The sequence below is a fragment of the Sporosarcina cascadiensis genome (genome assembly GCF_009650995.1).
GTDB classification, from domain to species: domain Bacteria; phylum Bacillota; class Bacilli; order Bacillales_A; family Planococcaceae; genus Sporosarcina; species Sporosarcina cascadiensis.
On sequence record NZ_WHVV01000008.1, the window covers coordinates 108,804 to 133,925 of the forward strand.

General features: G+C 43.4%; 23 protein-coding genes. 5 read left to right on the top strand and 18 right to left on the bottom strand.

Going from position 1 to position 25,122, the window contains the following annotated elements; genetic code table 11:
• Positions 1 to 29: 29 nt before the first annotated feature.
• The 5 genes from GDZ68_RS10195 to GDZ68_RS10215 form a co-directional block, all read right to left on the bottom strand.
• Positions 30 to 761, bottom strand: coding sequence for a YqcI/YcgG family protein (locus GDZ68_RS10195; RefSeq protein WP_153722192.1), 732 nt, complete (start codon positions 759 to 761; stop codon positions 30 to 32).
• 131 nt (positions 762 to 892) lie between these two features.
• Positions 893 to 1,918 (bottom strand): hypothetical protein, encoded by a 1,026-nt coding sequence (locus tag GDZ68_RS10200; RefSeq protein WP_153722193.1) that lies wholly within the window; start codon positions 1,916 to 1,918, stop codon positions 893 to 895.
• Positions 1,919 to 1,931: 13 nt separating this feature from the next.
• Positions 1,932 to 2,816: a permease prefix domain 1-containing protein gene (locus tag GDZ68_RS10205; RefSeq protein WP_153722194.1), complete on the bottom strand. Its 885-nt coding sequence runs from the start codon at positions 2,814 to 2,816 to the stop codon at positions 1,932 to 1,934.
• Positions 2,813 to 3,136, bottom strand: a complete 324-nt coding sequence (locus GDZ68_RS10210; protein WP_153722195.1) for a PadR family transcriptional regulator — start codon at positions 3,134 to 3,136, stop codon at positions 2,813 to 2,815. The genes GDZ68_RS10205 and GDZ68_RS10210 overlap by 4 nt, the downstream gene beginning before the upstream one ends.
• Positions 3,137 to 3,241: 105 nt before the next feature.
• Positions 3,242 to 3,610 (bottom strand): carboxymuconolactone decarboxylase family protein, encoded by a 369-nt coding sequence (locus tag GDZ68_RS10215; protein ID WP_153722196.1) that lies wholly within the window; start codon positions 3,608 to 3,610, stop codon positions 3,242 to 3,244.
• Between the two features lie 101 nt (positions 3,611 to 3,711).
• Here GDZ68_RS10215 and GDZ68_RS10220 point away from each other — a divergent pair, with 101 nt between their 5' ends.
• Positions 3,712 to 4,209, top strand: coding sequence for a metallophosphoesterase family protein (locus tag GDZ68_RS10220; protein ID WP_153722197.1), 498 nt, complete (start codon positions 3,712 to 3,714; stop codon positions 4,207 to 4,209).
• On the opposite strand, the gene namA is transcribed toward GDZ68_RS10220, so the two are convergent.
• Positions 4,206 to 5,228, bottom strand: coding sequence for an NADPH dehydrogenase NamA (gene namA, locus GDZ68_RS10225; RefSeq protein ID WP_153722198.1), 1,023 nt, complete (start codon positions 5,226 to 5,228; stop codon positions 4,206 to 4,208). The two genes, GDZ68_RS10220 and namA, sit on opposite strands and share 4 nt — an antisense overlap.
• A gap of 150 nt (positions 5,229 to 5,378) precedes the next feature.
• Between namA and GDZ68_RS10230 the strand changes: the two genes are divergently transcribed.
• Complete coding sequence (locus tag GDZ68_RS10230) at positions 5,379 to 6,002, top strand: YIP1 family protein (RefSeq protein WP_153722199.1); 624 nt, start codon at positions 5,379 to 5,381, stop codon at positions 6,000 to 6,002.
• A 57-nt stretch (positions 6,003 to 6,059) separates the two neighbouring features.
• On the opposite strand, the gene GDZ68_RS10235 is transcribed toward GDZ68_RS10230, so the two are convergent.
• Positions 6,060 to 6,623 (bottom strand): DUF6434 domain-containing protein, encoded by a 564-nt coding sequence (locus GDZ68_RS10235; RefSeq protein ID WP_153722200.1) that lies wholly within the window; start codon positions 6,621 to 6,623, stop codon positions 6,060 to 6,062.
• Positions 6,624 to 6,755: 132 nt separating this feature from the next.
• On the bottom strand, positions 6,756 to 7,310 hold the full coding sequence (locus tag GDZ68_RS10240) for a DJ-1/PfpI family protein (RefSeq protein WP_153722201.1): 555 nt from the start codon (positions 7,308 to 7,310) through the stop codon (positions 6,756 to 6,758).
• Positions 7,311 to 7,464: 154 nt separating this feature from the next.
• Here GDZ68_RS10240 and GDZ68_RS10245 point away from each other — a divergent pair, with 154 nt between their 5' ends.
• Positions 7,465 to 7,641, top strand: coding sequence for a hypothetical protein (locus GDZ68_RS10245; RefSeq protein WP_153722202.1), 177 nt, complete (start codon positions 7,465 to 7,467; stop codon positions 7,639 to 7,641).
• Position 7,642: 1 nt separating this feature from the next.
• On the top strand, positions 7,643 to 7,798 hold the full coding sequence (locus GDZ68_RS18090) for a hypothetical protein (protein WP_194841089.1): 156 nt from the start codon (positions 7,643 to 7,645) through the stop codon (positions 7,796 to 7,798).
• Between the two features lie 262 nt (positions 7,799 to 8,060).
• Here the strand turns inward: GDZ68_RS18090 and GDZ68_RS10250 are convergent, their stop codons facing one another.
• The 4 genes from GDZ68_RS10250 to nagZ all read right to left on the bottom strand — a co-directional run bounded on the left by GDZ68_RS10250 (position 8,061) and on the right by nagZ (position 14,468).
• A complete protein-coding gene (locus tag GDZ68_RS10250; protein ID WP_153722203.1) occupies positions 8,061 to 9,356 on the bottom strand; it encodes a purine/pyrimidine permease in 1,296 nt (431 codons plus the stop codon).
• A 105-nt stretch (positions 9,357 to 9,461) separates the two neighbouring features.
• Positions 9,462 to 11,828 (bottom strand): penicillin acylase family protein, encoded by a 2,367-nt coding sequence (locus GDZ68_RS10255; protein ID WP_153722204.1) that lies wholly within the window; start codon positions 11,826 to 11,828, stop codon positions 9,462 to 9,464.
• Between the two features lie 106 nt (positions 11,829 to 11,934).
• On the bottom strand, positions 11,935 to 12,729 hold the full coding sequence (locus GDZ68_RS10260; RefSeq protein ID WP_153722205.1) for a VLRF1 family aeRF1-type release factor: 795 nt from the start codon (positions 12,727 to 12,729) through the stop codon (positions 11,935 to 11,937).
• 131 nt (positions 12,730 to 12,860) lie between these two features.
• A complete protein-coding gene (gene nagZ / locus GDZ68_RS10265; RefSeq protein WP_153722206.1) occupies positions 12,861 to 14,468 on the bottom strand; it encodes a beta-N-acetylhexosaminidase in 1,608 nt (535 codons plus the stop codon).
• Positions 14,469 to 15,249: 781 nt separating this feature from the next.
• Between nagZ and GDZ68_RS10270 the strand changes: the two genes are divergently transcribed.
• Complete coding sequence (locus GDZ68_RS10270) at positions 15,250 to 15,465, top strand: hypothetical protein (protein ID WP_153722207.1); 216 nt, start codon at positions 15,250 to 15,252, stop codon at positions 15,463 to 15,465.
• Positions 15,466 to 15,516: 51 nt separating this feature from the next.
• Here GDZ68_RS10270 and GDZ68_RS10275 read toward each other — a convergent pair whose 3' ends face one another.
• The 6 genes from GDZ68_RS10275 to GDZ68_RS10300 all read right to left on the bottom strand — a co-directional run bounded on the left by GDZ68_RS10275 (position 15,517) and on the right by GDZ68_RS10300 (position 25,006).
• The gene (locus GDZ68_RS10275; protein WP_153722208.1) at positions 15,517 to 18,723 is read right to left on the bottom strand and encodes a chromosome segregation protein SMC; all 3,207 of its coding nucleotides are present in this window, start codon (positions 18,721 to 18,723) and stop codon (positions 15,517 to 15,519) included.
• Positions 18,720 to 19,409, bottom strand: a complete 690-nt coding sequence (locus GDZ68_RS10280) for a hypothetical protein (RefSeq protein WP_153722209.1) — start codon at positions 19,407 to 19,409, stop codon at positions 18,720 to 18,722. The genes GDZ68_RS10275 and GDZ68_RS10280 overlap by 4 nt, the downstream gene beginning before the upstream one ends.
• Positions 19,372 to 20,763, bottom strand: a complete 1,392-nt coding sequence (locus GDZ68_RS10285) for a hypothetical protein (protein WP_153722210.1) — start codon at positions 20,761 to 20,763, stop codon at positions 19,372 to 19,374. The genes GDZ68_RS10280 and GDZ68_RS10285 overlap by 38 nt, the downstream gene beginning before the upstream one ends.
• Positions 20,739 to 21,950, bottom strand: coding sequence for a DUF2399 domain-containing protein (locus GDZ68_RS10290; RefSeq protein WP_194841125.1), 1,212 nt, complete (start codon positions 21,948 to 21,950; stop codon positions 20,739 to 20,741). The genes GDZ68_RS10285 and GDZ68_RS10290 overlap by 25 nt, the downstream gene beginning before the upstream one ends.
• Positions 21,951 to 22,189: 239 nt before the next feature.
• Positions 22,190 to 23,785 (bottom strand): BCCT family transporter, encoded by a 1,596-nt coding sequence (locus GDZ68_RS10295; RefSeq protein ID WP_153722212.1) that lies wholly within the window; start codon positions 23,783 to 23,785, stop codon positions 22,190 to 22,192.
• A gap of 102 nt (positions 23,786 to 23,887) precedes the next feature.
• Complete coding sequence (locus GDZ68_RS10300) at positions 23,888 to 25,006, bottom strand: mandelate racemase/muconate lactonizing enzyme family protein (RefSeq protein WP_153722213.1); 1,119 nt, start codon at positions 25,004 to 25,006, stop codon at positions 23,888 to 23,890.
• Positions 25,007 to 25,122 lie beyond the last annotated feature (116 nt).

Sequence of the window (25,122 nt, forward strand, 5' to 3'; positions counted from 1 at the left end):
CAAGCGATACCCTTTGAGGTATCGCTTGTTTACATTTCTTTATGGCTGAACGGGCATTTCCCTGTTAGGGGTTCGCAGTCATCGCCGATGAAAAATTGTTTCCATTCATTGTGTGACGGATCTCCAAAGTGACTGATATCCGGATGCTTCGGCAGATTATCCCAGACTTCTACCCGCTCCCGAACTTTTTCCCGCGAGTTGATGCCGCCTTTCTCTGTACCTTCTAAACCTTTGAATATTTTTCGCGGCTGAAATCCAATGACCATGCCGTTGCCGAGATCGCGCGTTTTCCTCTGCTTGTAGGCAGGTGCATTTCCGAAGGCAAAAATCGGCTCTCCATGAAAACGGAAATCCCATAAGTGATGATCTGGATCGCGCGGTGCGTCGGCAGGCCACTCCACTTTATCTTCTGTATGTAAATATTGAAGAATATCCCAAAACTGCTGACGGTACTCTTCCAGCGATCCTTCGGTTTCAAACGGCTCAACAAATACAAACAGCCCGTGCCGCTTATGTTTAGGGTTATCAAATAAGGCCAAAAAAGCTTCCAATGCTTCAGGAAGATCAGACCAATCGTCCTGAGAGATATAGGCATATCGTAATTCGCCCTTTAATTCCCCGCTCATACCGAAATAGCAGGGAAATGTTTTATCAGTCACAATATCATGGAATGTCTGATATTCCTGCAGCAGCCACTCCGGCAAATCTTTGCGCTCTGAAAAATCTTCTTTCGTCAATAAAGCATTTGATGTCTGGATCAACGGTTTATCCCCCTTCGACTTACTATACTGTACTATGAATACCCTAACTTTCTGGTAATGAAACATATCAGGCTGCAAGTTCATAGAGCGTATCGGGTCATTCAGTTGGAAAAGAACCGCTGATCTCCCATCTAGTCTATAGCATTAAGTTTCACTTCAGTTGGACTTTTCCCGTCTCTGTCAATTCTATATAAATGGTAGTCAGATGTACGCTGACCAAAGCCGCGGTCTACCATAAAATAGATTTTATCATCCGCCCCAAGTTTTGGATTCGATGAGGATTCTTTTAATGCCGTCAGCTGTTCCGTCTTATACGTTCTCCAATTAAAAGTGAACAGTTCATATTCATAGGTCCCGTTTTCATCTGTCCCCCCGACTGCCTGATAAACAATTTCCTGACTTTCCGGGATAATGACAAAATCGTAAATATCGTCTGCCTGTACCGGACTGCTGATTATCGACTTTTCATCTGGATTATTCAGTGGAATTTCAAAAATTCGCTGACTCGAAGAAAATATATCATCTGCCGTTTCCGCATGCTCATCATCATCCATCTGTACAAATACAGAATTTTTTTCTGCCGATACCTGCAGAGACATCATACTGTATTTCTTCATATCCGTATGTTTCGTCTGTTTTTTCTCTGTTAAATGATAACTGTATACATCAAATTCATGAGGTCTTTCCGAAGCGACCGGCGAATAATTCGTCACGATACCCGCCTGCAAATAAAACAGTACATCCGGAGTCTTCGGATCAAACACCAATTCCGTAATCAGAGAATCTGAGGAAAAGACCATTTTATCTTCCTCTTTTTCCAAATCATAAATATGCACTTCTGTTTCTTCACTCGTTTCAAGCTCTTTTTCCGCCACCGTGTAGGCCAGCATTTTGCCGTCACTGGAAAATACAGTATCAGTAATCGCATCTTCAACCGGCAATTGTACAAGAGGCTTTTCTTCGTTGCTGACAAATAAATTCGCAACCCCTTTTTCATATGTTATATAAGCAATATCCCCGTTTGCAGATACATCATATACATCCGTCAATCCTGCCTGCTTTTCATTGTCATCCTTGTCGAACATCAACCCGAGAATAATGAATGCAAACGTCAGGAACGCTATAAAACTTAATAAGACTACCAGCGATTTTTTCATATAGTTTCCCCCTTCACATTCCCGTAAGCCCAAATGTTCTGAACAGCCAAATACCTGCAGCTGCCCCAACCAGCAGTATTTCAAAAAACGCCACAGCATAAGCGGGTGCTTTCAGCTTCAAAGCTAAGAGCTTCAGCTGGACCATATAGAAAATCCCCCAAAATATAAGCGGTATCAGAATCACCAAGAATACAGCATTCATTTCTCCAGCGAACAGCATGATTGCCCAAACAAAGAATAATGTAATAAAAGTCAGAATAATTCCTATGGTGATATTAATAAAATGAATCCACTTCGCATGTTTTTGCAGCGACTGTTTGGATGAAGGAAAATCATAAATAGTCGTACGGTAAACTAAAATAATAGAAAGCAGCACAATGGCGTACGAGAATATACTCAGTACGGCGGAATAACTTAAATCTAAATCCGCAGCCAGCAGACTGCCTGCAGCAAATACCGCTATATGACTGAGCAGCAGCCCATTCATCCACAGGCGGCGATTCATCGATTGAACTGGACGCAGTGTGACAGTTAAAATGAATGCACTTACTATTACGGCTAATAGCAACCAGATCATATGAGCGTCGCCGCGGGTAAATAATTGCAGTGCATATACACTGTACGCAAAAATCAATGAGGCACTTGAAAGAATCAGCATCATTTCCCTTCGGTATGGATACATCGCCTGCTGCAGCTGTTTTCCTACTTCTTTGTCGTCGCCAAAATTCAACATAGCCATCTGAACCGCCTCCTCTTTCGAATACCCTTGATTATGCAGGTCTTCAAACGCACATTGCAGATGACTGAGCAATTCTTCGCTCAAATCATTGCGTTCTTCCTGATTACTGTCCGTCTGCCTGACGATGCCCTTGACAAAACGCTCAAATACTTCACTCATGTCAGACCATCCGAACTTTTGCGGACAAGTGCGTTCATCCACTCCCAGTTTTCCTGCTTGTTCTCCAGTGCCAAACCGCCTTCATCAGTCAGCCGGTAGTATTTCCTCCGGCCGCTATCCGTTTCCTTCCAGTACGACTCCACCCAGCTCTTTTTTTCCAGTCGCTTAAGAGCAGCATATAGTGTACCTTCACTCATTTCGTACGTGTCGTTGCTTAACTCTTTTAAAACTTTGACAATCTCATAGCCATATAAATCACGCTGCGAAATCAGTGATAATAAAATCAAGTCGATACTGCCTTTCATCATTTCCTGATCCATTCTATTCACCTCTTTTTATACATACTAGCACGATGTACATCGCATTACAATGTATCGACCGAAAAATAACACCTTACCGAGTTTATTCGATAAGGTGCAGGCATATTATTGGATAGGATTCGGGTCTTCCGTCAATTCGTCGACTGTCTGCATGACCAGTGTCACTGCCTGGCTCAATGCACTGCCGCCGCCCAGAGCAGCCGCCACGCCTACTGCTTCTAAAATTTCCACTTCTGTACATCCTGCGTCAACACAGCCTTTCGTATGGTAGACGATACAGTATTCGCTGTGAGCATATACACTGACAGCCAATGCGATTAGATGCTTATGTTTCTGACTGATTTCGCCTTCCTCAAAACCGACTTCCGAAAACGCATTGAACGATTTCACCAAGCTCGGTACCTTCTCCATCATCATGCCCATGCCCATTTTGTAATCCTGCAGCACGGCGTCTGTAAATGTGATTTCCTCCATTATATTCCCTCCAATTCACCAGTAGTATGTCCGCCGGGTTTGTTTGCTATTCACTAAGAAAGGCAATGATATAGACAGCAAATCTAAAGGAGCGGATTCTAATGAAAATTGTCATTACAGGCGATACGCATATTCCTGGAAGAGGAAAAGAACTGCCGCCGCGGCTCGTTCAGGAATGCGAAACAGCTGATTTAATTTTACATACAGGAGACTGGAAAACGATAGAAGTCTGCGAAATGCTGTCAGAATTTGCAGAAGTACAGGGAGTAACCGGAAATGTGGATGACAACAAAATGAAAGAGAAATTTCCGCTTCGGCAAGTGATTGAAGCGGAAGGTTTTCGTATTGGGATTGTGCATGGACACGGAGAGAAAAAGACAACTGAAAGACGTGCAATTGAAGCATTCGATGGGGTGCCGCTCGATGTGCTTGTATTCGGGCACTCCCATATTCCCATGCTTCGTTATATGGATCAGACACTGATCATCAACCCCGGCTCCCCCACCGATAAACGCAAACTGCCCCACTATTCATTTGCAGTATTGCATCTCGATAAAGAAATTCGTGCGGAGATGGTGTTTTACAAACAGAAAGCTTAAGAGAACGTCCAGCCGCGGCTGTATTGAACAGGCGGCTCGATTTCAACTCCCAGTTCCTTCGCGGCAGTGTACGGCCAATAAGGATCACGAAGCAATTCCCGCGCAAGCAAAACGATATCCGCTCTGCCATTTTGCAGAATTTCTTCCGCCTGCACCGCAGAAGTGATCAGTCCAACCGCTCCAGTGGGAATATCCGCTTCTTTGCGGACTTGTTCTGCGTAAGGCACTTGGTAACCCGGAAATGCATTAATTTTTGCCGGGACAACCGCACCTGAGCTGACATCGATTAAATCCACGCCCTGCTCTTTCATCCAGCGTGCCATTTCCACGTATTGCGCTGTATCCATGCCGCCCTCCGTATAATCCTCTGCAGAAATACGGACGAACAGCGGTCCTTCCCATACCGAACGTACGGCGTCAATCACTTGTCGTAATAGCCGATAGCGATTTTCTGCAGAGCCGCCGTATTCATCAGTCCGCTTATTAGAAAGCGGCGATAAAAACTCATTGATCAGATAACCATGTGCCGCGTGAATTTCAATTACTTCGAAGCCTGCCTGCTTAGATCGTACAGCAGCCGCCTTAAAAGCTTCGATCGTTACTTTAATATCTTCAATTGTCATCTCAGCCGGCGTCTTATATTCCCCGCTGAATGCAATCGCACTTGGTGCGTAGATTGACCCGTCTACCGTCGCTTTTCTGCCGGCATGCGCCAGCTGAATACCCGTACGTGAACCATGCTGTTTCATTAAGCGGACAATTTCCGCCAGCCCTTCAATATGATTATCTGACCAGATGCCGAGGTCTTCATTTGAAATTCTGCCCTGCGGCTGAACCGCTGTCGCCTCGACGATAATCAGTCCGACTTGGCCCACCGCACGTGTTGGATAATGAGTTTTATGCCAGTCTTCTACTTTTCCGTCTTGATTATGCGAAGAATACATACACATCGGCGACATAGCGATACGATTTTTGAACTCTACTCCCCGAATTGTAAAAGGTGAAAATAAAGTTGTCATGAATTTGTCCTCCTTGAATAACAGATAGAAAAAGTATAGCAAATCTGCATAAGATTTAACTGATTCAGGATTGAAGGAAGCAAAATGAAACATATGGATGCGGGGAAACGTATAGGATGTAAAGAGGAAGTGAAAGGAGCCTGATAATTTTTGAATCCATTACTGACCATTTGGACACAGCCGAAACGGACAATTGAATATGTATTGGAACATAAAACATGGAGCTACAGCGTTTTTATTTTAGCTTTGACCTCACTGAGCTTGGGATTAACGGTTTTTGAGAACTCAGGGTTTCTATTGGGACTGCCGCTCATTGCAATTGTCATGATTGGCATAATTTTTTCTTTTACCGGCGGAGTCATCGGCTGGTTCATCAATGCCGGGCTTTACACGTGGGTAGGCAAATGGCTTGGCGGGAGCGGAAACTTTAAAGACATGGCGACAGTGACGCTGCTTGGCTCCATCCCAATGATCTGGATATTTCCTTTTAATTTTCTGATGCTTGCGATCTACGGAAAGGATTTATTTATTGATTCGAGTACTACGCCGTTTTCGGGTCCGGTGCCGTTCGGCGTGACCCTGTTTTCAAATCTGCTGATGATTGGTCTCGGTGTATTCAGTACGGTAATCGTTTCAAAGTCGATCGGTGTGGTCCATCAGTTTTCCGCATGGCGAGGTTTTGGAACGATTATGATTATTGTCGGTATACTGTTAGCGCTAATGATTCCATTTTTCATTCTGCTGTTCATGTTTTTATTTATGGTTGGTGTTTAACAGCATGAATTTATTGTGCAGCTGGGACTCTTCCCGCATGAGGGACAGCTTTTACGATTATCCTTTGTATTTATTGCTACCAGGTAATGCTTTTATAATATTCCAAGCTTCAATTGCATCTTCTCTGTTTTTCCCCTTATTTTCCGGATCCGAAAAATAGTCTCTTGTAAATTGATTGTATTCAAATTGTGAACCGATTTGTCTTTTATAGGATGGATCTTTTTTCCTTTCTTCCTCCTCAAGCCATGCTGCAACAACATCGCGATATGTGCTCCCTGCATTCTCCTTAAAATAATTTTGAATATATGTGGAGAAATGAAATGTTGGAATGACTGATTTAAAGAAAGCCCTAACTGCCTGACTACAACGATGATTTTCTGTAATGACCGTATCTAAACTTAAGTCTTCCAGTTTTATTTTTTGCGAGGAGGAGCTTCTTTTCCTTATTGGCTTTTGTATTTTTCCTGTTTCAAGAAATATAGCAATTCTGTCCGTAATCTCAATTTTAGATCCAGCTGCACTCATACCAGATTCCCTGCAAAAAATTTGTAATTCCTCTTTCAACCAATAAAAATCTCGAAATTCATTTACTTTTAATTTTTCATCTAATTTTGGTCTCACTTTATACATTCCCCCTGTTTTATATGCTATTATAATACCAGATTTATCTAAATAGTAAGCAGCTTTCCTTTATACATTCTATACAAAAAAGACGCAAAGCCCTTCTGCATAGGGATTTGCGTCTTTTGTAAATTACTTATTCATCATTTTCATGAACTCTCGCATCAAGCCTGGCAAATCTGGCCATGCGTGACCTGACACTAGATTGCCTTCTGTGTGAAGATCTTTTTCGATATAAGTAGCACCTGTTGCAGTGACATCCGGCTTGCAAGCGATGTATGCTGTGTACTCTCTGCCTTTCATCAGGTCCGGGATGACGGATAAAACCTGTGCAGCGTGACAGACTGCTGCCACCGGCTTGTTTTCTTCGAAGAAGTGACGTACAATTCCCGGCAGCGATTCATCCAGACGAATATACTCCGGTGCCCGACCGCCCGGGATAATGAGTCCATCGTAATCAGCGGGATTCACATCTGCAAAAGCAATATGTGAATCCAGACCATATGCCGGTTTTTCCACATATGTCTCCATCCCATCAATAAAGTCATGTGTGACCGTGTACAACTTTTTCACAGACGGTGAGGCAATCGCAGTCTCAAATCCTTCTTCTAAACAGCGATAATACGGATAGAAAATCTCCAGCGCTTCTACGGCATCTCCGCCGAGAATCAACACTTTTTTACTCATCCACTTTCCCTCTCTCTCAATTCAGAATAATTTCACTACTTTACCTTTATTCGACATTTCGACGGCGAATCCTCCTTCTTTCAATGAAAACTCTATTGATATACATTTTTTATACAGAATAAGCCATATTACATGCATGAAGGAGGAATCAGCGATGAATAACCAAGTGCGTGAATTATTTCATAAGAATCAGCGAAGTGAGGAAATGGGTTTAGAGTTCGAAGCAAATATTGCAGAAAAGATGCGGGCCCGTGAATATGCGACCGGCAAAGATTATCGGGACGCAATTAAAGAAGCCTATCGTGCATCAGTGAAAAAAAGGAGTGAGTAAAATGGAAAAGAAAAAGTACACGGTGGCAGGTACCGATATCGAGGAAGTGAAACGGCTGAATGCGGAATCAGGGCCGTCTTATAATGAAATCAACGAGATGCTCACCCGGCAGATCATAGAAAAAGAAAAGAACAGCCAGGTAAAACGCCTGAAGTGAATGACTGTAGGCTGCCCGAAAGTCAGTGATATACGGCTTTCGGGCAGCTTTACTTTGTTCTGATTAGCGAATGTTGGGAAAGGTGCGGTGAACGACTGTTTTGGTTCGTTCAATTAACGGTTTGGTGCGATATGGAAATGGTTCGTCGCCTGCTCAGTTACGTTCGGACGCCCTGCTTTTTGGTGCGGCGCAGGATGTTTTTGGCGCGGTACAACGTGACACGGCACTACTCGATGCGGCACATGCAGAACCGATTCCCAGGCTAGTTACTCGCTCGTTTCCTGCTCCGGTATATCATGAACTGTTCAATTAGTATTGCCAGAATAGTACCGGTAATCAAGCCATTGGATAGCGTAGAAGCAACAATGGCGGGAAGCTGCGATAAACTTTCTGCCGGCACGAACATTGTCCCGACTCCGACCATTAAGCCGAATGCAACAGCCTGGCGTGCGCGTTCTTTTTCGGGATCTGCATCCAGTTCATTGAACGCCATAGATACCATCTTGGTGAAAATCGCGAATGTCACCGCATAGGCAACCGGCGCGGGAAGTGCGGCAAATACAGCCATGACACTCGGGAAAAGAGTGATAAGCACTAAAAATGTGCTTCCTATCATAAATGGCTTTATGGAAGGCATCCTCGTCGTGCCGACAAATCCGGCAGAACCCGATATCGGCACCGACCCGATCGCTGAAAACAAACCGGCAATAAGATGGTTTACACCTGACGCAAAGGCCCCCTGCCGCAATCGGTCAGGCGGTGTAATTTGGAAAGAATGCTTCAATAAATGTTCCATCACTCGAATCGAAGCCAGCATATTGGCCACTAATAAAAATGTAATGAAAATAGCGGTCACCAGCACACCGCTGTCCCAAACCGGCGGGCCGTAAACAAACATCTTGGGCAGCTGAATAAATTGATCAGACACTTTGGCGACTGCAGGCGTTTTGCCGAGCAGCAGGAAAATCCCCCAGCCGAGTCCAATCGATATCAGCACGGCATATTTGGACACAGACGGGCGTTTATTGGCCATTGCCGCAAATGTAACCAGCAATACCAGCAGGCTCCCGCCCAAAACGGCAGGATCCAGATAATCTCCTGCATTTTCCACACCGATCATTCCGGTAATGAAAGTTCCGCTCAACTGCAAAATCAGCAGCAATAAATACGTAAAAGTGATGGCCGGGGTGAATAGCGCCTTCATTTTCGTGATGACACCGGTCGCTGCCAAAATAATAAAGAGAATACCGCTGTACAGCATGCCACTCTGCAATGCCTGCAGTGCATCTGCAGCGGTGGAATAAAATATGCCGACCATGCCTGCGTATACTACATAAATTCCCCACCATAATCCGGCGGGTCCTTCATTGATCGGCATGCGGTGGCCGAAGAACGCCTGTATCAGACAGGCTACGCCGAGTACGAAAATCGTCCGCTGCATAAAGAGTGATGTCGCAACGGGATCCATCCCGAATACGTGTGCAATTGCGATAGGTGCGGCAATCGATGAGGCAATGAGGAAAACTGTCCATTGAATGCCGCCTGCTAGATGTTTCATTGGATAATTCCTCCGATAGTTTTGTACCAATTTGATGTCTTTTAGTATACCACGCCAGTTGGCTGAGCATGTAAAAAAACAGACAGCCGCAGCTGTCTGTTCCGATTACTTATTCCCTGTTGCTTTCAAGGTCAGCATTCTGCCGTTTTCCACTTCGTCGGTCAGGACAGTCTCATGGAAATCACCGCGTGCCCAGTCTTCTGCCTGGTCGTGGAACCATTTGGATTTCATATGTCCGCTCTGTCCCGGCCCTACAATATGGTAGGTTTTCGACAAATCATTTAAATCGGCAACGAACCGCCAGGAAGCCCCGTGATTAACGGATCCGTCATCTTTAAACGCGGAAGCCTGGACCGTAATATTCGATCCGCCGATCGCCTGCTTTTTCGGATTGAAAAATTTCTCGAAAATAGGCGAAGCGCTTGCCAGCGGATGCGGGAATGTCAGCTGGTGGAAGTCGCCCCATTTCCACTTCACCTGATTAGAACCAAAGCTGTCTTCCATATCCTTCATTGAATTGACGAATGAAGAATACACCCACTGATCGATGCCTTCCTTTTCATCCAGCCAGACGCTCTTCTTGCCGCTGTATCCAGTACGAAGCAGCTGATCGACCAGCTGCGCCTTACCCGGCATCAGTTCATAGACATCTTTCGGCATTTCTTCCTTAAACATATCGCTCTGCAGCTGCCTGATCCATTTATGGAAAACAAGCGGCGCACCGCTGTCTGGCGAATCATACTGATCCCAGTCTTTCATCGTCTGTATTGTCTTACTGTATTCTTCGTTCTTATCTAATTTTTCTACTGAACCAAGCAGATCATCCAGGAATTCCTCAGCCTGAAGATTTTTCTGATCCATTTGCAATTTCATCATGTCTTCTGCTGTGAAATCATCGCGTTCCCTGAGAACTTCCGCAATCCGTTCAAAACGATACGGCTGTGCCCAGAACTTCGTAATATGATACGGATATTTCTCGTCGATGACTTCATTATTCGCGGTTGCGATGAAGCCTTCATCCGGATTGACGACACGCGGCAGTTCGTCATACGGAATATAGCTTTCCCAGCCGTAGTCCGATGAATCTCCCGGTACCGCCAGCTGTGCGTCTCCTTGCTTTCTGATCGGAATCCGTCCGTTTGCCTTATAGGCAATTGTTCCGTCCTTGGATGCGAACACAAAGTTCTGTGCCGGCGCATGGAAATTTTCAAGCGCCGTTTCAAAACTGTCCCAGTCCGCCGCTTTATTCATCTTCATAATGGCTTCGAGTTCAGTAGTCGGTTCAAGCGCCGTCCACTGCATCGAAAATAATGCTTCAGGATCTTCATCCTTATACATTACATCTGAAATAATCGGGCCATGCCTTGTGACGATCACTTCATACGGCACATCCTCGCCGTCTTTCACTTTAATCGTCTCGTCACGGATTTCCGCTTCTTCCCACTCGCCGTCATAGCGGAATTTCCCTTTTTCACTCGGATGAGGTATTTCAATATAAAGATCCTGCACATCCGGACCAACGTTTGTGACACCCCAGGCAATTTCTTCATTATGCCCTAAAATAATTCCCGGAATGCCTGCAAAAATGACTCCGCCGACATTTTGTTCAGGCGACTGCAGATGCATCTGATACCAGATCGAAGGCGTGCTCAGCCCGAGATGTGGGTCATCAGCGAGGAGCGGCATGCCGGAAGCTGTCTTCTCTCCGGATACCACCCAGTTATTACTTCCGTTAAATTCAGGTGGTGAATACTCAGGCAGAAATTTCCCCGCCACTTCGACCTTGTTTTCTTTATTCGCCGTCATAATCGATTCTGCGTTTTCCGGATAGGTGATGAATAATTCCTTGGCTTTGTCTTCCGGATAGGCATTGAGTGCCCAGTGGCGGAATGCCTGCGGCTGCCATCTGCCGCCCAGATCATAGGCCATATATTTTCCGATGGTCAATGAATCCTGAGGCGTCCATTTTTCCGGCTCATAGCCAAGAAGCTTGAACTCATATGACAGCTTACCGTTGTCTTTTACTTCATCAATGAACGCGTTGACGCCCTGTGCATACCAGTTCAGCACATCTTTCGCCTCATCGCTGTAGCCGTCATAAGAAGCTTCGGCTGCCGTGCGCAGACTGAATGTCCGGAACAGTTTATCCGTATCCACCGCTGCCCCGCCGATTACTTCCGCCAAACGTCCACTCGCCTGTCTGCGCGCTAAATCCATTTGGAATAAGCGGTCCTGCGCTTGCACATAGCCCTGCGCTTTATACAGATCTTCATCGGACTGCGCCTTGATATGCGGCACTCCCTTCTCATCCCTTGTGATGATCACATCACTTTCCAGTATGGAAACTTTCTGCTCGCCGGCGGTCACCGGCTTTGATTTCATTATGTAAGCGTTTGCAAATATCGCCAAAGCGACAGCAATTACAGACAAAATACTTACTGTCCATAACGTAATTTTTCTGCCTCGCCCCATCATTTCTCCCCCTTTGAATATCATTCTATAGTATTCTAGAATTACATAGATATTCCTCTTTTCCATCAAAAAACACACTGCTGACAATAAGCAGTGTGCGTTGAGGTTAACGAATTTCAAATACTTTTTGGATGATTTGATCGTTCTTCATTTTACCGAAGTTCTTATGCTGACAGCTTTCAGGTTTCTCGGAAAGCACCGAAGAAAAACTTTTAGCCAATTCCGCCTCGCCGGCTACATGGATTTCCTTCCAGCCGCGCTTTTTCTTCATTTTCCCTACGACAGAACCCATTTGCTTATAAAATCGGTCCAGGTTCTCTTTCAGTCGCTGGTCAAACTCGTCGGTATGCCCGCCGACGCCACGCTGAATCGAAGACTTTACACCTTTTTGCTCTTTCCAGACATCCAGTCCTGAATCAAATTCATACACTGTTTCATCGCGGACCCTTCCCATCGCAGTGTCCAAGATGCGAACATCGCTGTACCCAGGGAGTATAATTCCGGCTTCCGGGTATGCTTGTAGCATAGACTCCAATTCCTTTGTAACCGGATGATTTTCCCAATGAAAACTTGTCTTGACTGCCACCTGAACATAGTGAACAGACCAGATTTCAGGTTCAGCCGCCGCAAAAATAACAGCACCCTTCGCCAGTTCGTTTTGATTGTGCTCAATTTCTTTCATCACTTTGTCCTTCACCAAGCGATAGGCAGTCAGCTCTTTTTCATCATTTGAGGCAACGATATATTCATCCAGCCGTTTCAGTCCCGACTTCAAATGAATTCTCCAGGCTGCCTGCTGCTGATCCGGATCGGCAGGATTCGTATTCAAGTAAACGGACAGTACGCAACGGTCGTCACAGCGAAATGCCTTCAGCTCTTTTACCTCTTCGCTCATGCTCATCCAATCATCCTCCTCGTCATTCCTCACAAGTAGCATGCCCGTTGAGCAGAAAATTACAAGAGGATGGGAGCTGTGAAATTCTTCAAAAGTGTTTTGAAGCCTAGTGGAAAAAAATTTGACCAACCGCATGGTCACTTCACTTTCATTTTCATGAGCAGTTCTTCTATCTGCTCATTGAGCCCATCAACATCTACTTCCTGATGTAATTCATCATTCAGCTCATATATTTGTTTCAATGTGAGAATTCGTTCCACACTCTGATTTATTCGCTTTTCCGGAAGTTCACCTGACGACACCGCCGCTTTTAACGAAGCCAGCACATCCTTAACAGGCGTATAGCCGTGTCCAATAAGCAGGATATCTCCACCGGCCTGAATGGATTTGACTGCTGCATCACCAATGGGATAATAATTTTCAATCGCTCCCATAATCAGATCATCTGTAATCACCACACCGTCAAAATGCAATTGTTCGCGCAGCAATTCAGTGATCACTGCCTTAGAAAACGATGCCGGCGTCTCCCGGTCATACGCATTCACTATCAAATGGCCGACCATTACAGCATCTGCACCACTTTCAATTGCTTCTTTAAATGGCCTGAGTTCCACTTTCTGCAGCCTTTCTGCACTGTGAGGGATAACCGGCAGATCAATATGCGAATCTACGCTGGTATCACCATGGCCAGGAAAGTGTTTGATGACCGGCACCACATACTTTGATTTCATGCCTTGTATCTGCTGCACACCCATTTCGCCTGCTAGCTGAGCGTCGGGTCCATATGATCTGTCCCCGATTACAGGATTTTTCGGATTGCTGTCCACATCAAGCACGGGCGCAAAATCCATATTGATGCCAAATGAATCGAGCTTCTCACCGAGCAGTTCTCCTATCTGGAATGCAACATCCCCATCTGCCAGGTTGCCGATCTGCCGATTTGAAGGATTCTTCACTAATTCTTCTGGCAGCCTGGTAACGCGTCCGCCTTCCTCGTCCACACCAATCAATAAAGGGGCTTTGCTGCTTTTATTCGCCTGTTTCATTTCATTGATTAAATTCACTGATTGTACGATGTCGATAAAATTTCGCTTAAATAAGATGACGCCGCCTACATGCTGTTCTGCTATAAAAGCTTTTGCCGCTGAATCCAGCTCAGCTCCTTCGACACCCATTATTATAAGCTGTCCCAGTTTTTCTTCCATAGACATGCCAAGCACATCCTTCTGAATCTCAGCACTCGGTTTATGGACAACAGACAGGTGATCTATTGTTGCTGTCTCATCCGAAGACAAAAATACAAATTTCATTTGGAACTCCTCATTCAGTTCATATACAAGGATATCCTGCTCGTCCACATGACGAATTTCAGCTGGAACTCCCACTATTTTTTCAGTCTCTGCACGGGTAATCTTTTGCAACTCAGGCGCAGATGAACGCAGGTCAAACACCCGGTTATTCTCCGTCATTCCAATTGCTGCATCATGATCTTCATATACTGCATACGTCCCGTCGCCTGCCCTATCTTTTCGGTCTGGATCACCTAAGCTTTCGTTTACTTCCTGAAATTTTGTGATGCCCGCAAACCATCGCTCGTCCGGAATTTGTCCGTGCCCGGCCAACTCCTGAACCTCAGCCAGCGTTCTCTCAGCCTGATCTTCTTGTTCTTTATTTGAACATGCAGCCAGCAATAGAAATAACATACTGACAATCAGCAGCCGTATGGCGTTATCTCGTTTCTGCAAAAATTCACCCTCTTCATTTTAAAATAGGTCTCATCGCCATAACATGTGCTTAATATTGTGCATAGAAAGCAGTTTGGAGGTAAAGGTAAGTAGAGAGAAACCGTTCCCCTGCGTTCCAGGCGGACGCGTGTCTTGCGGGCCCGCGGTGAGCCAACTTGGTCGCAAGTTGGCTCACCTGTCGGGCTGATCCTCACAGAGTCGCCTAAAACCAGTGCTCCTAACGCTGCGCTTTTACTCGCAAAAGCCGTTCTTCATGACGGCTTTCACTCCGGTACACTGGCTGGTTTTTCAGGAATTTTTATATGAATAGCAGTCATGAGCATGCTATTTGAGTTTATTACGTAAGGTGTGGTGTTTCATGCAATACTTAGCATTCTGCAAAGGCTTAGATTCTTGTGTTGAATGCATTTGCAAAGTCGAGAAACGGGAACACCACCAACTAAATCCACACTCTGCAAAAAAGCAACATGTTATACTTTCCCCAAATCAGCGAAGGCGCAACTGCGGGGTAGGCCGTTGCTATGAGACAACTGGCACGTTCTTTGCCAGCTGGCTCATAGCGTAAGGCAATCCCCCAGCGCCGAAGCGGGTTTAAACTGCAGCATGATTTTGGCAACACATACATGATAAGTTATCAAGAACAGATTTTGGTGCAGACCCTATATTTTGTTATTGATTCACGCTATCATACCATTCTTCAGATAATGGAAGAACTCACAAGCCGCAGAATAGAATAAAATATGAATTAGCGGCCATAGTAAGTTGCAGGAGGTGTTTCATCATGAGTAATAAAAACAATAAACAAACGATGAATGAAAGAACCCACAATCCATTTGATACTTATCAAAACAAAAGTAAAGATGCCAGCAACAGCAATAATAATAACCCGAACGATAATTTTCAGGAAGAGTTTTCTGCAGAGTTTGATGCAAAAGTGAAAAATAAGAATAATAAAACTAATCACGATAAAGACCAAACTTCCAATAAAAGAAAATAAAAAACAGCCGCTTAGTTCTGACCATCAGAATAAGCGGCTGTTAGTTTACGTTTAATCTTTTATTCCAATTTGGATTCCCCTTACCTTACTCTTCATTTCTTTCGGATCATGGGAAATGATAAACGCCTTGGAAAATTGGTTGTAGTAGTCCGTATCATGTGCTTTTGGAGAGAGAATAATCAATTTTCTCTGCAATTTACTGGCGTACAACTGAAAGACTGTTGCTTTACGGCTTTCATCCAACGCACTGTCGAACTCATCGAGCACAATAAAGCCCGACTGATTTTCCAGATTCTGAAGCAGTGACAGCGCAAATAATAGAGAACTCAGCGACTCTTCGCCGCCTGAAACCCCTTTACCCACACGTCCACCTCGTGCTTTCAAGCTGACATCTTCGAATTTCCCTCGATGGCCTTCTTTCCGCACATAAATAAACAATTTGAAGATGGGCCGATTTTTCTTATCCATAAGTTTTTCAAATTTGATTAGGCCTTCAAACTGAAATTCACCCATATACTGCTGAAAGAGCAAATTGATTTTTTGAACTTGCATTTCAATAGCAGTTTCCAAACGGCGTTCATTTTGGATTGCCCGCTCTTCGTTTTCTTCCAGCAAATTCTTTGCCGAATGAAGCTCTTCTTCTTTACGTTTAACTTCCTGCTCAAGTGTATAAAAGTTTTCAACCGCATTGGAGTCAATATTCTCTTCGTTACGAGCATTTTCAAATCCGACCATCGCCTGATTCTGTCGTATCAATAGATCTTGTCTTGATTGTACTGCTGGCGGTTCCAGCAAAGCCTGCTCTACCAATTGAGGGACAAGCTCCCGAAGATCGTTTACTATTTCTTTTTGTGCTGCTTCATCTTTAGACAGAGCAATTCGTTCATCCTGTTTTTCAGATAGCTGATTCCTAATTTGTATGATCATCCGCTGATTAACTTCCTGTTGATCCGCTGCATCCATAATATCTCGCTGCTGTTTACGTAAGAGATCTTGAATATCATCCAATTCATCTTGCTGCTTATCTATATACCGGCGCAGCGAACTGAGCTCTTGTTTCAGTTGTTTCATGAACAATTGCTGTTGCTGCAGGCGTTCAATTTTTTCAGAGTGCCTGCTGAATTTTTCATATACCTTCAAATAGTCTTGCAAAGCAGCAGCTGTTTTCTCTTCCTGACTTTTCTCTTTCCAAATCTCCTGCGATTCCGTTTCATATTCTTTTTTCTCTACTTTTAATTGAAGCTGCTCCGTCTTCAATTGGACAAGCTGTTCTACGCGATACTGTTGCTCTGCTTTTGAAGAAAGAAAAGCCTCCGCTTCCCTTACCTTTTGTACATCGGCATTCCAAACGCGATAGATTTCATTGTCCTCAGAGACTTGCAGTGTGAGCAACTCAATTTCTTTCTGTAACTTTTCAATTTCCTGAACAAGAAATCTTCTTCGTTCCTCTAAAGCCTGTTTACTCAATATAAACGTATTTTGTTCTTGCGGTCCTCTCACACCTTGCCTATCAACCAACCTTCCTTTTTGAATAGCTGGCTGTTCTTCTGTGAAAAACCGTTCTATCCACCAAAGAACACGAGCGGCATGATTCTGTTCCTGCTGGGAAAGCCCTTCCTGCATTTGCAAACCCATACCGGGCAACTCCGTGATACTTCTATCGGGAATAAGTTTCTTTAACGAAACATGATACAAGTCGTTGAAAGGCCGGCAATTTGAAGCGTCATAAAATATAGTATATTTAATGGCATCAAAAAGGCTTTCATTCTCAATCGGTGTATGATCCATTAACTTAATAAAAGCACGTAATGGATAGGCTTTGATTTGCTGTTCTTTTAAATAAAGAATAGCTTCCCGCTGACGTGAGGATTCAATTTGATTCTTCTCCAGCATAGCCAATTCATTTTTCCATGCAGAACAAGTAACCCGCTTCTTTTCCAGTAAATTTTTTCTGGTTTCCAATGAATGATCTAAATCGGCAATATCTTTTTCTAATTGGTAGCTGGATAAATAACGATTCATCATTTCCGAATGAAAGCGGCTGTTCCTTTCCCACTGGTCAATGGCTGCTTGGACATGTGATTGTTTTTGTTGATATTCTTCAATGGAAATCTCCGCTTTTTCAGCCTTCAGTTTCAGCGTCTCTTCTTGTTTTCCTAAGAGATCGACTTGTTCAGCAGCCGCCGCCAGTCTATTCCTTGTCTCTGTTTCGGGATAAGGCAGCTTCGAATATTCGTTTTGAAGTGCACTCAATTCCTCTTGTAAAGTATTGACTTCACTTTCCACTTCATCTACATCTTTTTCTTTTACCTTTACTTGAACTTCCGATTGTTCAAGTGACTGTTTTATCTCCAGCTGTCTTGCTTTCATTTTCTCTTCTGCTGCTTTTTGAAGCTCCAGTTCAGCTGTTAATTGACGGGCCTGTTCTTCTGCATCATCTAAATCCAATTTACGCGCTTCCATATATTCTTCGACTTCTTCGCGGCCATTCTCTGCAAGCAATTGAAGCCCATAGGTTGTCCGCGCATACTGAATTCCATTATCGGTAAGACGTTTTCGGTTATCTTCAAAGCGAATTTTATTATTCCTTGCAACAGATAAATTAAAATCATGCTGCTTTTGCTGGTTGGTCGCAATTACATACGCTTCACGTGCCTCTTTCACGATTTCCAGACTCGTCTCCCAGTCTTTCTGGATCCTGTCGATGCCATGCATTTCGCTGAAGATGCGGAATCGCTCTTCCGGCGCCATAACGGAAAATTGGTTTACTTCTTGCTGATACCAGATTAAATAGTACAGATCTGGATGAATTTTATATTTGAATTGCAGCTCTCTTTTATAGGCACTTAAATTATTTTTATTGGCATCTCCAGAACGATAGGTTTGACGCAGTTCCAGCTCATCCAGATTATCGCCGTCATGGATTTCATAACGCAATTTAATCGGCTGTTTCGGAGGCTGCTCGCACAGCAGGCGGAACTCGATGAATAGCGGCCCGTCGATGCGGGACTGTCCTTCATTCTTAAATAAAAAATGAATCGCCGCTCTCCATGTTTCATCTTCTGGAAGATTTTGAGACTTCAATCCTTCAATGTCCACTTTACTGGAACGCAGGACTGCTCCCATGCAAAAAGAAATCGTCGACTTTCCCGCGCCGTTAGGTCCAGTAATCAAAATATGTTCATCGGCATGTTCCAAAATCATTTCTTCCGCATCATAATCACGAATACCTGAAAATTGTAATCGCCAAGGGATCACAGGAATCCCTCCTTTTCATACAGATTATAGCGATTGAAAAACTTCATGACGTCTTCTTTTGACAGCTGACTGGAGTGGCTAAATTCGACCATTCGGTGTAAAAATGAATCTGAAAACATATTCACTCCAATGGCTGTCAGGCGGTAGGCATCCTCTGTATCCGAACCAACATGAATTTCAAGCGCGCCTATTTTTCGCAGCGTATCGATTGCCAGTTGTATACGCCGGCTGCCTTTCTTCATCTCATGACCGAATGCTTCGAGCAGCTGGGTCAGCAAGGTATACTCATGTTTCAATACTTCCTGCTGATAAAACATGAACAGCAGGACGGCAAGTGCTTCTTCCGATAATGTATGACGCGCAGACCGGGCGGGGACGCGCAGCATGACGACGACCTGATCACGTTCTTCATCATAGATCAACCGGTAATACCGTCCGACAGCCTGATTGACACGAGATAAAAACGAATGAAAATACGCATCTTCTTTACTTACACCAAGCAATTTTTCCACTTCTTTGCGCGACAATCCAAAGTTATTTGCACGGATGGTAGCGCTTGAAGAAAAGAGAATGGACATAAATGTCTGTTCTTCCCGGTTCGTTAACACACTGCGCAGTGATTGCAGACTATTTAACGAGAAATCTTCACTATTGTCGTTTTCGAATGCTGAATTTTCGGTCGTCATCTTGAATCCACTCCCACTCTTTCTCTATTTCCCTCACGTCTTCTTTCGGCTCTATCTGAATTCTTTTATTCGCTTCCAGTGCCGCAATTCCGAGAAGCTGACGAATCGCGTCCCCCCATTCTGATGAACTTGTTTCAATAATCGTTTCTTCTATTTCTGCTTTACTTTTTCGTTCCAAATATTCCTCAATCTTTTCTGTATCAATGCTCGCCTTCGTCCGCAGCCAGCTCGCTTCATCCACTAAATCATCAATCGATTGAACTTCCAGCGTTTCCTGTCTGAATTCTATATGGTGCGGTGCTTCCATTTCTGCAACCACAGGTTCATAGTTCTCCAGAAATTCGATTCCGCTTTCAATATCAGTATGGGATAGAGGACTTGCATATTTTACTGGCATCCAAATGCCGTCAAGATCCTCTCCATCATACTGTCCTTGATCCATAAAGCTAAAGAGCTGATGTGCATTCGGGATTTCAGATTCCAGAGGAGGATGAAACATTTTGCTAATAAATGTCCGAACTTTTTCAGGAGAAATCACGGTTTTGAGAGGTGTTTGCTGAACATTCATAAACTGCAGATACTTATTAATCATGCCAAGAGATAAGCTTGTCCCTTCCGCAAGTACACCTGCACCGCTTTGCATTAAATTACTGAGTACCAAACTATCCTCAATTGTTTGAAACTCATTAAATCGTTCGTGCAACTTGCGTTCTAAATCTGCCATCAACGTATGGATTACTTCGAGTTGTGGCAGCGCATTTCGATCAGCCAACAGTTCCAATTCGCGTTCCTTCAACGTTTCATTGGCATCTTTCACGTTACGGATCATACTGGCAATGACATTTCCTCCCGAAATCCCTTTATCATCATAGGCTTCGCTGATCTCGGCATCTCTCCTGGCCTGAAACAATGAACGGCCGATATCATCCTCTAAATAATAAGCGAGTGAATCGTTAGCAAGCCGTGTCAGAGAGTGCATCATCCGTTTCCCAACACTCATCATTTTAATTTGATGCGTTTGTTTACTGATCCAATTATTGCTCGAGAGAATCGTAACAACTTGATTTACACGCGCTTTAGATGGCGGATCTTCATCACGATAACGGGCCTGATAGCGATAATACAGTGTATCTGCGCTATCAATCGGTTCAGACAGACCATATGCTTCTTCATGAATCAATTCAATAATACGTAGAAATCGCAGCATCTCTAATGGCGATTGGAAAACTGCTTCTGAAGATAAATCCTTCATCACACCGGCTAATGAAATAATATCGCGCATCGCCCGTGTCATCTCAGGCTGATGTTCATCCATATTGAAGATGGAAATTACTTGTTGATCCACTTTCTCCATTCTTCCGGACCTCCTAACGTCATTTCTTGTTCTGCTTCCGGAACAGTTTCAGACCATTCCAGATATTCTTGATAGGACGTAAAGACATTTCTTTCATTGCCGATAAAACGAACGGAAATCTCTTCGGTCAATTCTGCTAAATCTCTGGCTATAATCCTGCCTGCCGCATCATAATCTACCCAAATCACAATTTGCTGAATGGATGAATTCCGACAGATTTGCTGAATTAATTTTCGATGCGCTCCTCGCACCTGCCCGTCCACTCCGATGATCAGTGAGGAGGTATCTGCTAAAAAATCAAGTTCTCTTGCCATTCTTGTCAGCACCGCACGATTCTCCACCAACCATACAACCTCTGCGTCCGTTACATAGATTTCATCCATCACCGCAATTTCGGTTGTCGCATGGACAGTTCCAGCTGAATAATGCGAAAGCTGTCCCGTTAAGTTTCCCGTAAAAAAGATGGGAACAATAGAACCTGTACTGACAATCCCTATTTCACTGATCGGCGCGTCAATCCATTTTTCAATTCTGCGGATAAAATCATCACGATACGAATCAAACACTTTTGATCCGCCAATCCGCCTAAAATAGGTCGCCCCAATTTCTTTAAACTCCATTTGAGATTGCTGGTTCCTTAACTGAAGATACGCAAGTAAAAACTCCGTAAACTTCCGGACTTTTTCTTTTCCCCAGGATTCTTCATCTTTGGTATCAACAACAAAATCGTTGATATGGCGGATGAACAGCAAGGGAAACTGTATGTTTGATTTTTCAATCTCCTGCAGCAAGGTTTGGCGCAATAGATCATCCGCCTCCATTGCTTCCAGCTTTTTCACCCGTTCATATTCTTCAAGCCCGGGCCCCATGCGAAACACCGTAGAGTGCGGTGTTCGGCCATCAGATTTAAATCGTATCTCTTGAATTAACCAGCCTTTACGCAAAGCTTCTTGTATTAATTTGCTTGAAATAGCCAGTGAGGTTTTCTTGGAATTCGGCTTGAGCTGTAATCTTAGAATATCGCTGGGAGGATGAACATCATACTCGCCAGCCGCCAAGACATTACCCAATACTTTGTACGTGCGCACTGTCCACTTCTGAATTTCCCATTCGCTTTCGCTAATCTGCTGAATTGACTCTCCGGCTTTGCAAATGTATGTTTCCAGAAATTCTTTCACTGTTTTCATGATCACAATCTCCATTTCACCTCTTGACTATAGAAGCCTAAATAGTTAACCTAAAATAGTTAGTTTGCTTTGCTCAATAATCACCTTTAGAAATGTAACTACCGCTAATCTATGTATAGGTACAGGATATCATATTTTTAATGAGCCAATCTGAAAAGAATTGGAAACTGAATAGTTAACAGAAAAAAGCCATCACTCGACAATATGAGTAATGGCTTTTCTAGCAAGTCGCTTTATGTTTATTCTTTTTCGTCTACCTCTTCTTCAATTGCAACAGGTACTTCGCTGGCATCAACATTAGTACGAGTATGGAAATTCGCTATATTCTCTGCTGACATGTCACCGAAATCTTTTACCATCCAACGCATCCAGCCAAAAATCATTACTAGCATGATAAGGATGACAGGAACACCTGTGATTATGGCACTTGTTTTAATTGTATTCAGATCGGCTCCTATAAAAATCATAGTTAACGGAACAATCGCCAACATGACACACCAGAAAAGCCTATGCATTGGATGTGGCTCTTCATTTTCACGAAGACCTGGAGTCGCTGTAGATGCCATTGTGAAAGCAGCCCCGTCCAATGTTGAAGCCAAAAACAATACAGATACTAGAGCAAATAGAATCATAAAAATACTGCTGAATGGCAGCGTCTGAAGAACTTCAATGATCGCAGCATTATCGTTACCTGCAGCAAGCATCCCCACCATATCGACTGCTCCGCTAAGCTGTCTATCAATTGAAAGGCTGCCAATTACACCGAAAAAGAAAAAGCAACCGATACTGCCGCTCACTAAAGTATTCAAAATAACTGAACGAATGGTGCGGCCTTTGGAAACTTTCGCGATGAATATTCCAGTAAATGGTGCATACGTAATCCAATACAGCCAATAAAAAATTGTCCAAGATTGAGGAAATCCTGTTTTCCCAATAGGATCAGTAAACAAACTCATTTGAATAAAGTTCTGAAGCATCTGTCCTAACGCATTTGTGCTATTTGCAATGATAAATAGCCCTGGTCCTACTATAATGATACCTATACAAAATAGTATGGCTAATTTAGTTGTCCAGTCAGAAATCCTGGCCATTCCTTTTTGGAGACCGATATACGAACTTAACGAATAAACAACTGATATTAATAAAATTAATATTAAATTCATCTTAAATGAAGGTGTCAAACCTAGTACTGAACTTAATACACTTGAAACTAGAGGCACTGATACACCTAACGTAATACTGAGACCACCAAAGCAAATGAAGATAAACATGATATCAACAATTCTTCCGATAATCCCTTTCTGCTTAATACCTGTAATCGCACTTACGATAGCGCTTAAGCTTAATCCTTTATTTTTTCGAATATAAAAATGATAACAGATAGGCAAACCGACTAACGCATATAGTGTCCATGCGCTGATGCCCCAGTGAAACATATTATAGGGTAAAGCCATTTCAAATGCTCGCTGGGAATTCGGCTCTATTCCTAAACCTGGTGTGCCAATATAATACGCCCATTCGATAAATGCCCAATAAACAGTCGCGGATCCTAAACCACACGCAATCATCATAGAAACCCATTTAAAATTTGTATACTCAGGAACTGAATTCCCTAAACGAATCTTACCGAATTTGCTTATAGCTACATATGCAAGTAATGCAATACCCAAGAAAGTAAATAGCAATGTACCAGAACCGAACCAATCAGTCATTGAACCGAAGATCTTATTGGCTACTCTTTGTGATTCCTCTGGTTTGAAATATAAGAAACCTACTACGAGTAAAACGAGAGACATACTAAGAGTAATCAGCAACTTATCTATTTTTTTTGTCATATAAATTCCCCATCTATATAAGAGTATTTTACTTTAAGTTTAATTATTGCTTATCGATAATTACCAATTCACAAAGTTCATATAGCTTGCTGTTGAGGTTCATCAATTGACACGATACTTTTTAATCAACTCTTCATCAAGCTCAACGCCAAGTCCGATGCAGTCTGGCACTGAAATGTATCCGTTTTCAAACGGAAGTAAGTTTTTCACTAAATCAGTAAACAGTGGACTATCGCTCTGGGAATATTCCATTAAATCTCCCTCTTGCGTTGCAGCTAAAAACTGTACAGTTGCTGCCAGAAGAATACCTGTACTAAAACCATGCGGGACGAGTTTGGTTCCGTTCATTACGGCTAGATCGAAAATCTTTCGCATTTCACTGATACCACCGCAACGCGTGATGTCTGGCTGAACAATATCAGGTTGTGCGTATTCAAGAAAATCCTTAAATTCGTATCGAGTTGTTAATGATTCTCCGCCAGCAATTTTCGCACCTGTAAGTCCCGATAATTTTGCATAGCCTTTCATATCATCTGCTAAGATTGGTTCTTCAATCCAGTTCAGATTAAACTTTTCGAGACGTTTGAACATCTTCGCAGCTCGTCCATACGTATTCCATTTTGACGCAAGATCGATTTGCAATTCGAATTCATCGCCTACTTCCTCACGAATAGCCTTCACAATTTCATAATCGACATCATCATAATCACCCATCACGCCGCCACCGAATTTCAAGCTTGTAAATCCTTGTTCTTTTAGCTTCTTGGCAATTTTCTTATTTTCAATCGGTTCTTCAACAGGAATGAACGTACCATACGCTTTTATTTTTTCTCGATATTTCCCGCCAAGCAACATATGAATAGGTACTTGGTAAAATTGAGATGCAATGTCCCATAAAGCAATATCAATTGCGCTGATCGCATGGATTCCTGCGCCACGTCGTCCTAGGTAATTGGAACCCCAATACATCTTGTCCCAAAGTTTTTGGATTTCCAAAGGGTTTTCTCCAATCAAAAGTGATTTCAATCCGCTGCAATATAAATTGGAACTTGGCGCTTCAATGACTGCTCTTGCAACCATTGGAGACGTATCACTTTCACCGATGCCGACTAAACCGGTATCCGTAGTGACTTTAACGAGCAGGGCATCTTCTCCCCACGTACATTCTTGATCCATTGGCGGTACTCTGAGTTCAATTACCTCTATGTCTACTATTTTCATTTCAATAAACCGTCCTTTTTACTTTTGAACTTAGTTATTTCCCTTAAAATAACTAGTATAATTTGCTATACTATAGGTTGGCAGAGTCTTCTAAAATATGATGGTTGCCGCCGCAT

What these genes read in the sequence shown, in the direction of transcription:
- GDZ68_RS10200 (WP_153722193.1), bottom strand. Translation starts at nt 1,918, where the DNA reads ATGAAAAAATCGCTGGTAGTCTTATTAAGTTTTATAGCGTTCCTGACG.
- GDZ68_RS18090 (WP_194841089.1), top strand. Translation starts at nt 7,643, where the DNA reads ATGGAAAAGAAAAAGTACACGGTGGCAGGTACCGATATCGAGGAAGTG.
- GDZ68_RS10280 (WP_153722209.1), bottom strand. Translation starts at nt 19,409, where the DNA reads ATGACGACCGAAAATTCAGCATTCGAAAACGACAATAGTGAAGATTTC.
- GDZ68_RS10270 (WP_153722207.1), top strand. Translation starts at nt 15,250, where the DNA reads ATGAGTAATAAAAACAATAAACAAACGATGAATGAAAGAACCCACAAT.
- GDZ68_RS10250 (WP_153722203.1), bottom strand. Translation starts at nt 9,356, where the DNA reads ATGAAACATCTAGCAGGCGGCATTCAATGGACAGTTTTCCTCATTGCC.
- GDZ68_RS10295 (WP_153722212.1), bottom strand. Translation starts at nt 23,785, where the DNA reads ATGACAAAAAAAATAGATAAGTTGCTGATTACTCTTAGTATGTCTCTC.
- GDZ68_RS10260 (WP_153722205.1), bottom strand. Translation starts at nt 12,729, where the DNA reads ATGAGCATGAGCGAAGAGGTAAAAGAGCTGAAGGCATTTCGCTGTGAC.
- GDZ68_RS10205 (WP_153722194.1), bottom strand. Translation starts at nt 2,816, where the DNA reads ATGAGTGAAGTATTTGAGCGTTTTGTCAAGGGCATCGTCAGGCAGACG.
- GDZ68_RS10210 (WP_153722195.1), bottom strand. Translation starts at nt 3,136, where the DNA reads ATGGATCAGGAAATGATGAAAGGCAGTATCGACTTGATTTTATTATCA.
- GDZ68_RS10255 (WP_153722204.1), bottom strand. Translation starts at nt 11,828, where the DNA reads ATGGGGCGAGGCAGAAAAATTACGTTATGGACAGTAAGTATTTTGTCT.
- GDZ68_RS10300 (WP_153722213.1), bottom strand. Translation starts at nt 25,006, where the DNA reads ATGAAAATAGTAGACATAGAGGTAATTGAACTCAGAGTACCGCCAATG.
- GDZ68_RS10245 (WP_153722202.1), top strand. Translation starts at nt 7,465, where the DNA reads ATGAATAACCAAGTGCGTGAATTATTTCATAAGAATCAGCGAAGTGAG.
- GDZ68_RS10240 (WP_153722201.1), bottom strand. Translation starts at nt 7,310, where the DNA reads ATGAGTAAAAAAGTGTTGATTCTCGGCGGAGATGCCGTAGAAGCGCTG.
- GDZ68_RS10290 (WP_194841125.1), bottom strand. Translation starts at nt 21,950, where the DNA reads ATGAAAACAGTGAAAGAATTTCTGGAAACATACATTTGCAAAGCCGGA.
- GDZ68_RS10220 (WP_153722197.1), top strand. Translation starts at nt 3,712, where the DNA reads ATGAAAATTGTCATTACAGGCGATACGCATATTCCTGGAAGAGGAAAA.
- namA (WP_153722198.1), bottom strand. Translation starts at nt 5,228, where the DNA reads ATGACAACTTTATTTTCACCTTTTACAATTCGGGGAGTAGAGTTCAAA.
- GDZ68_RS10215 (WP_153722196.1), bottom strand. Translation starts at nt 3,610, where the DNA reads ATGGAGGAAATCACATTTACAGACGCCGTGCTGCAGGATTACAAAATG.
- GDZ68_RS10285 (WP_153722210.1), bottom strand. Translation starts at nt 20,763, where the DNA reads ATGGAGAAAGTGGATCAACAAGTAATTTCCATCTTCAATATGGATGAA.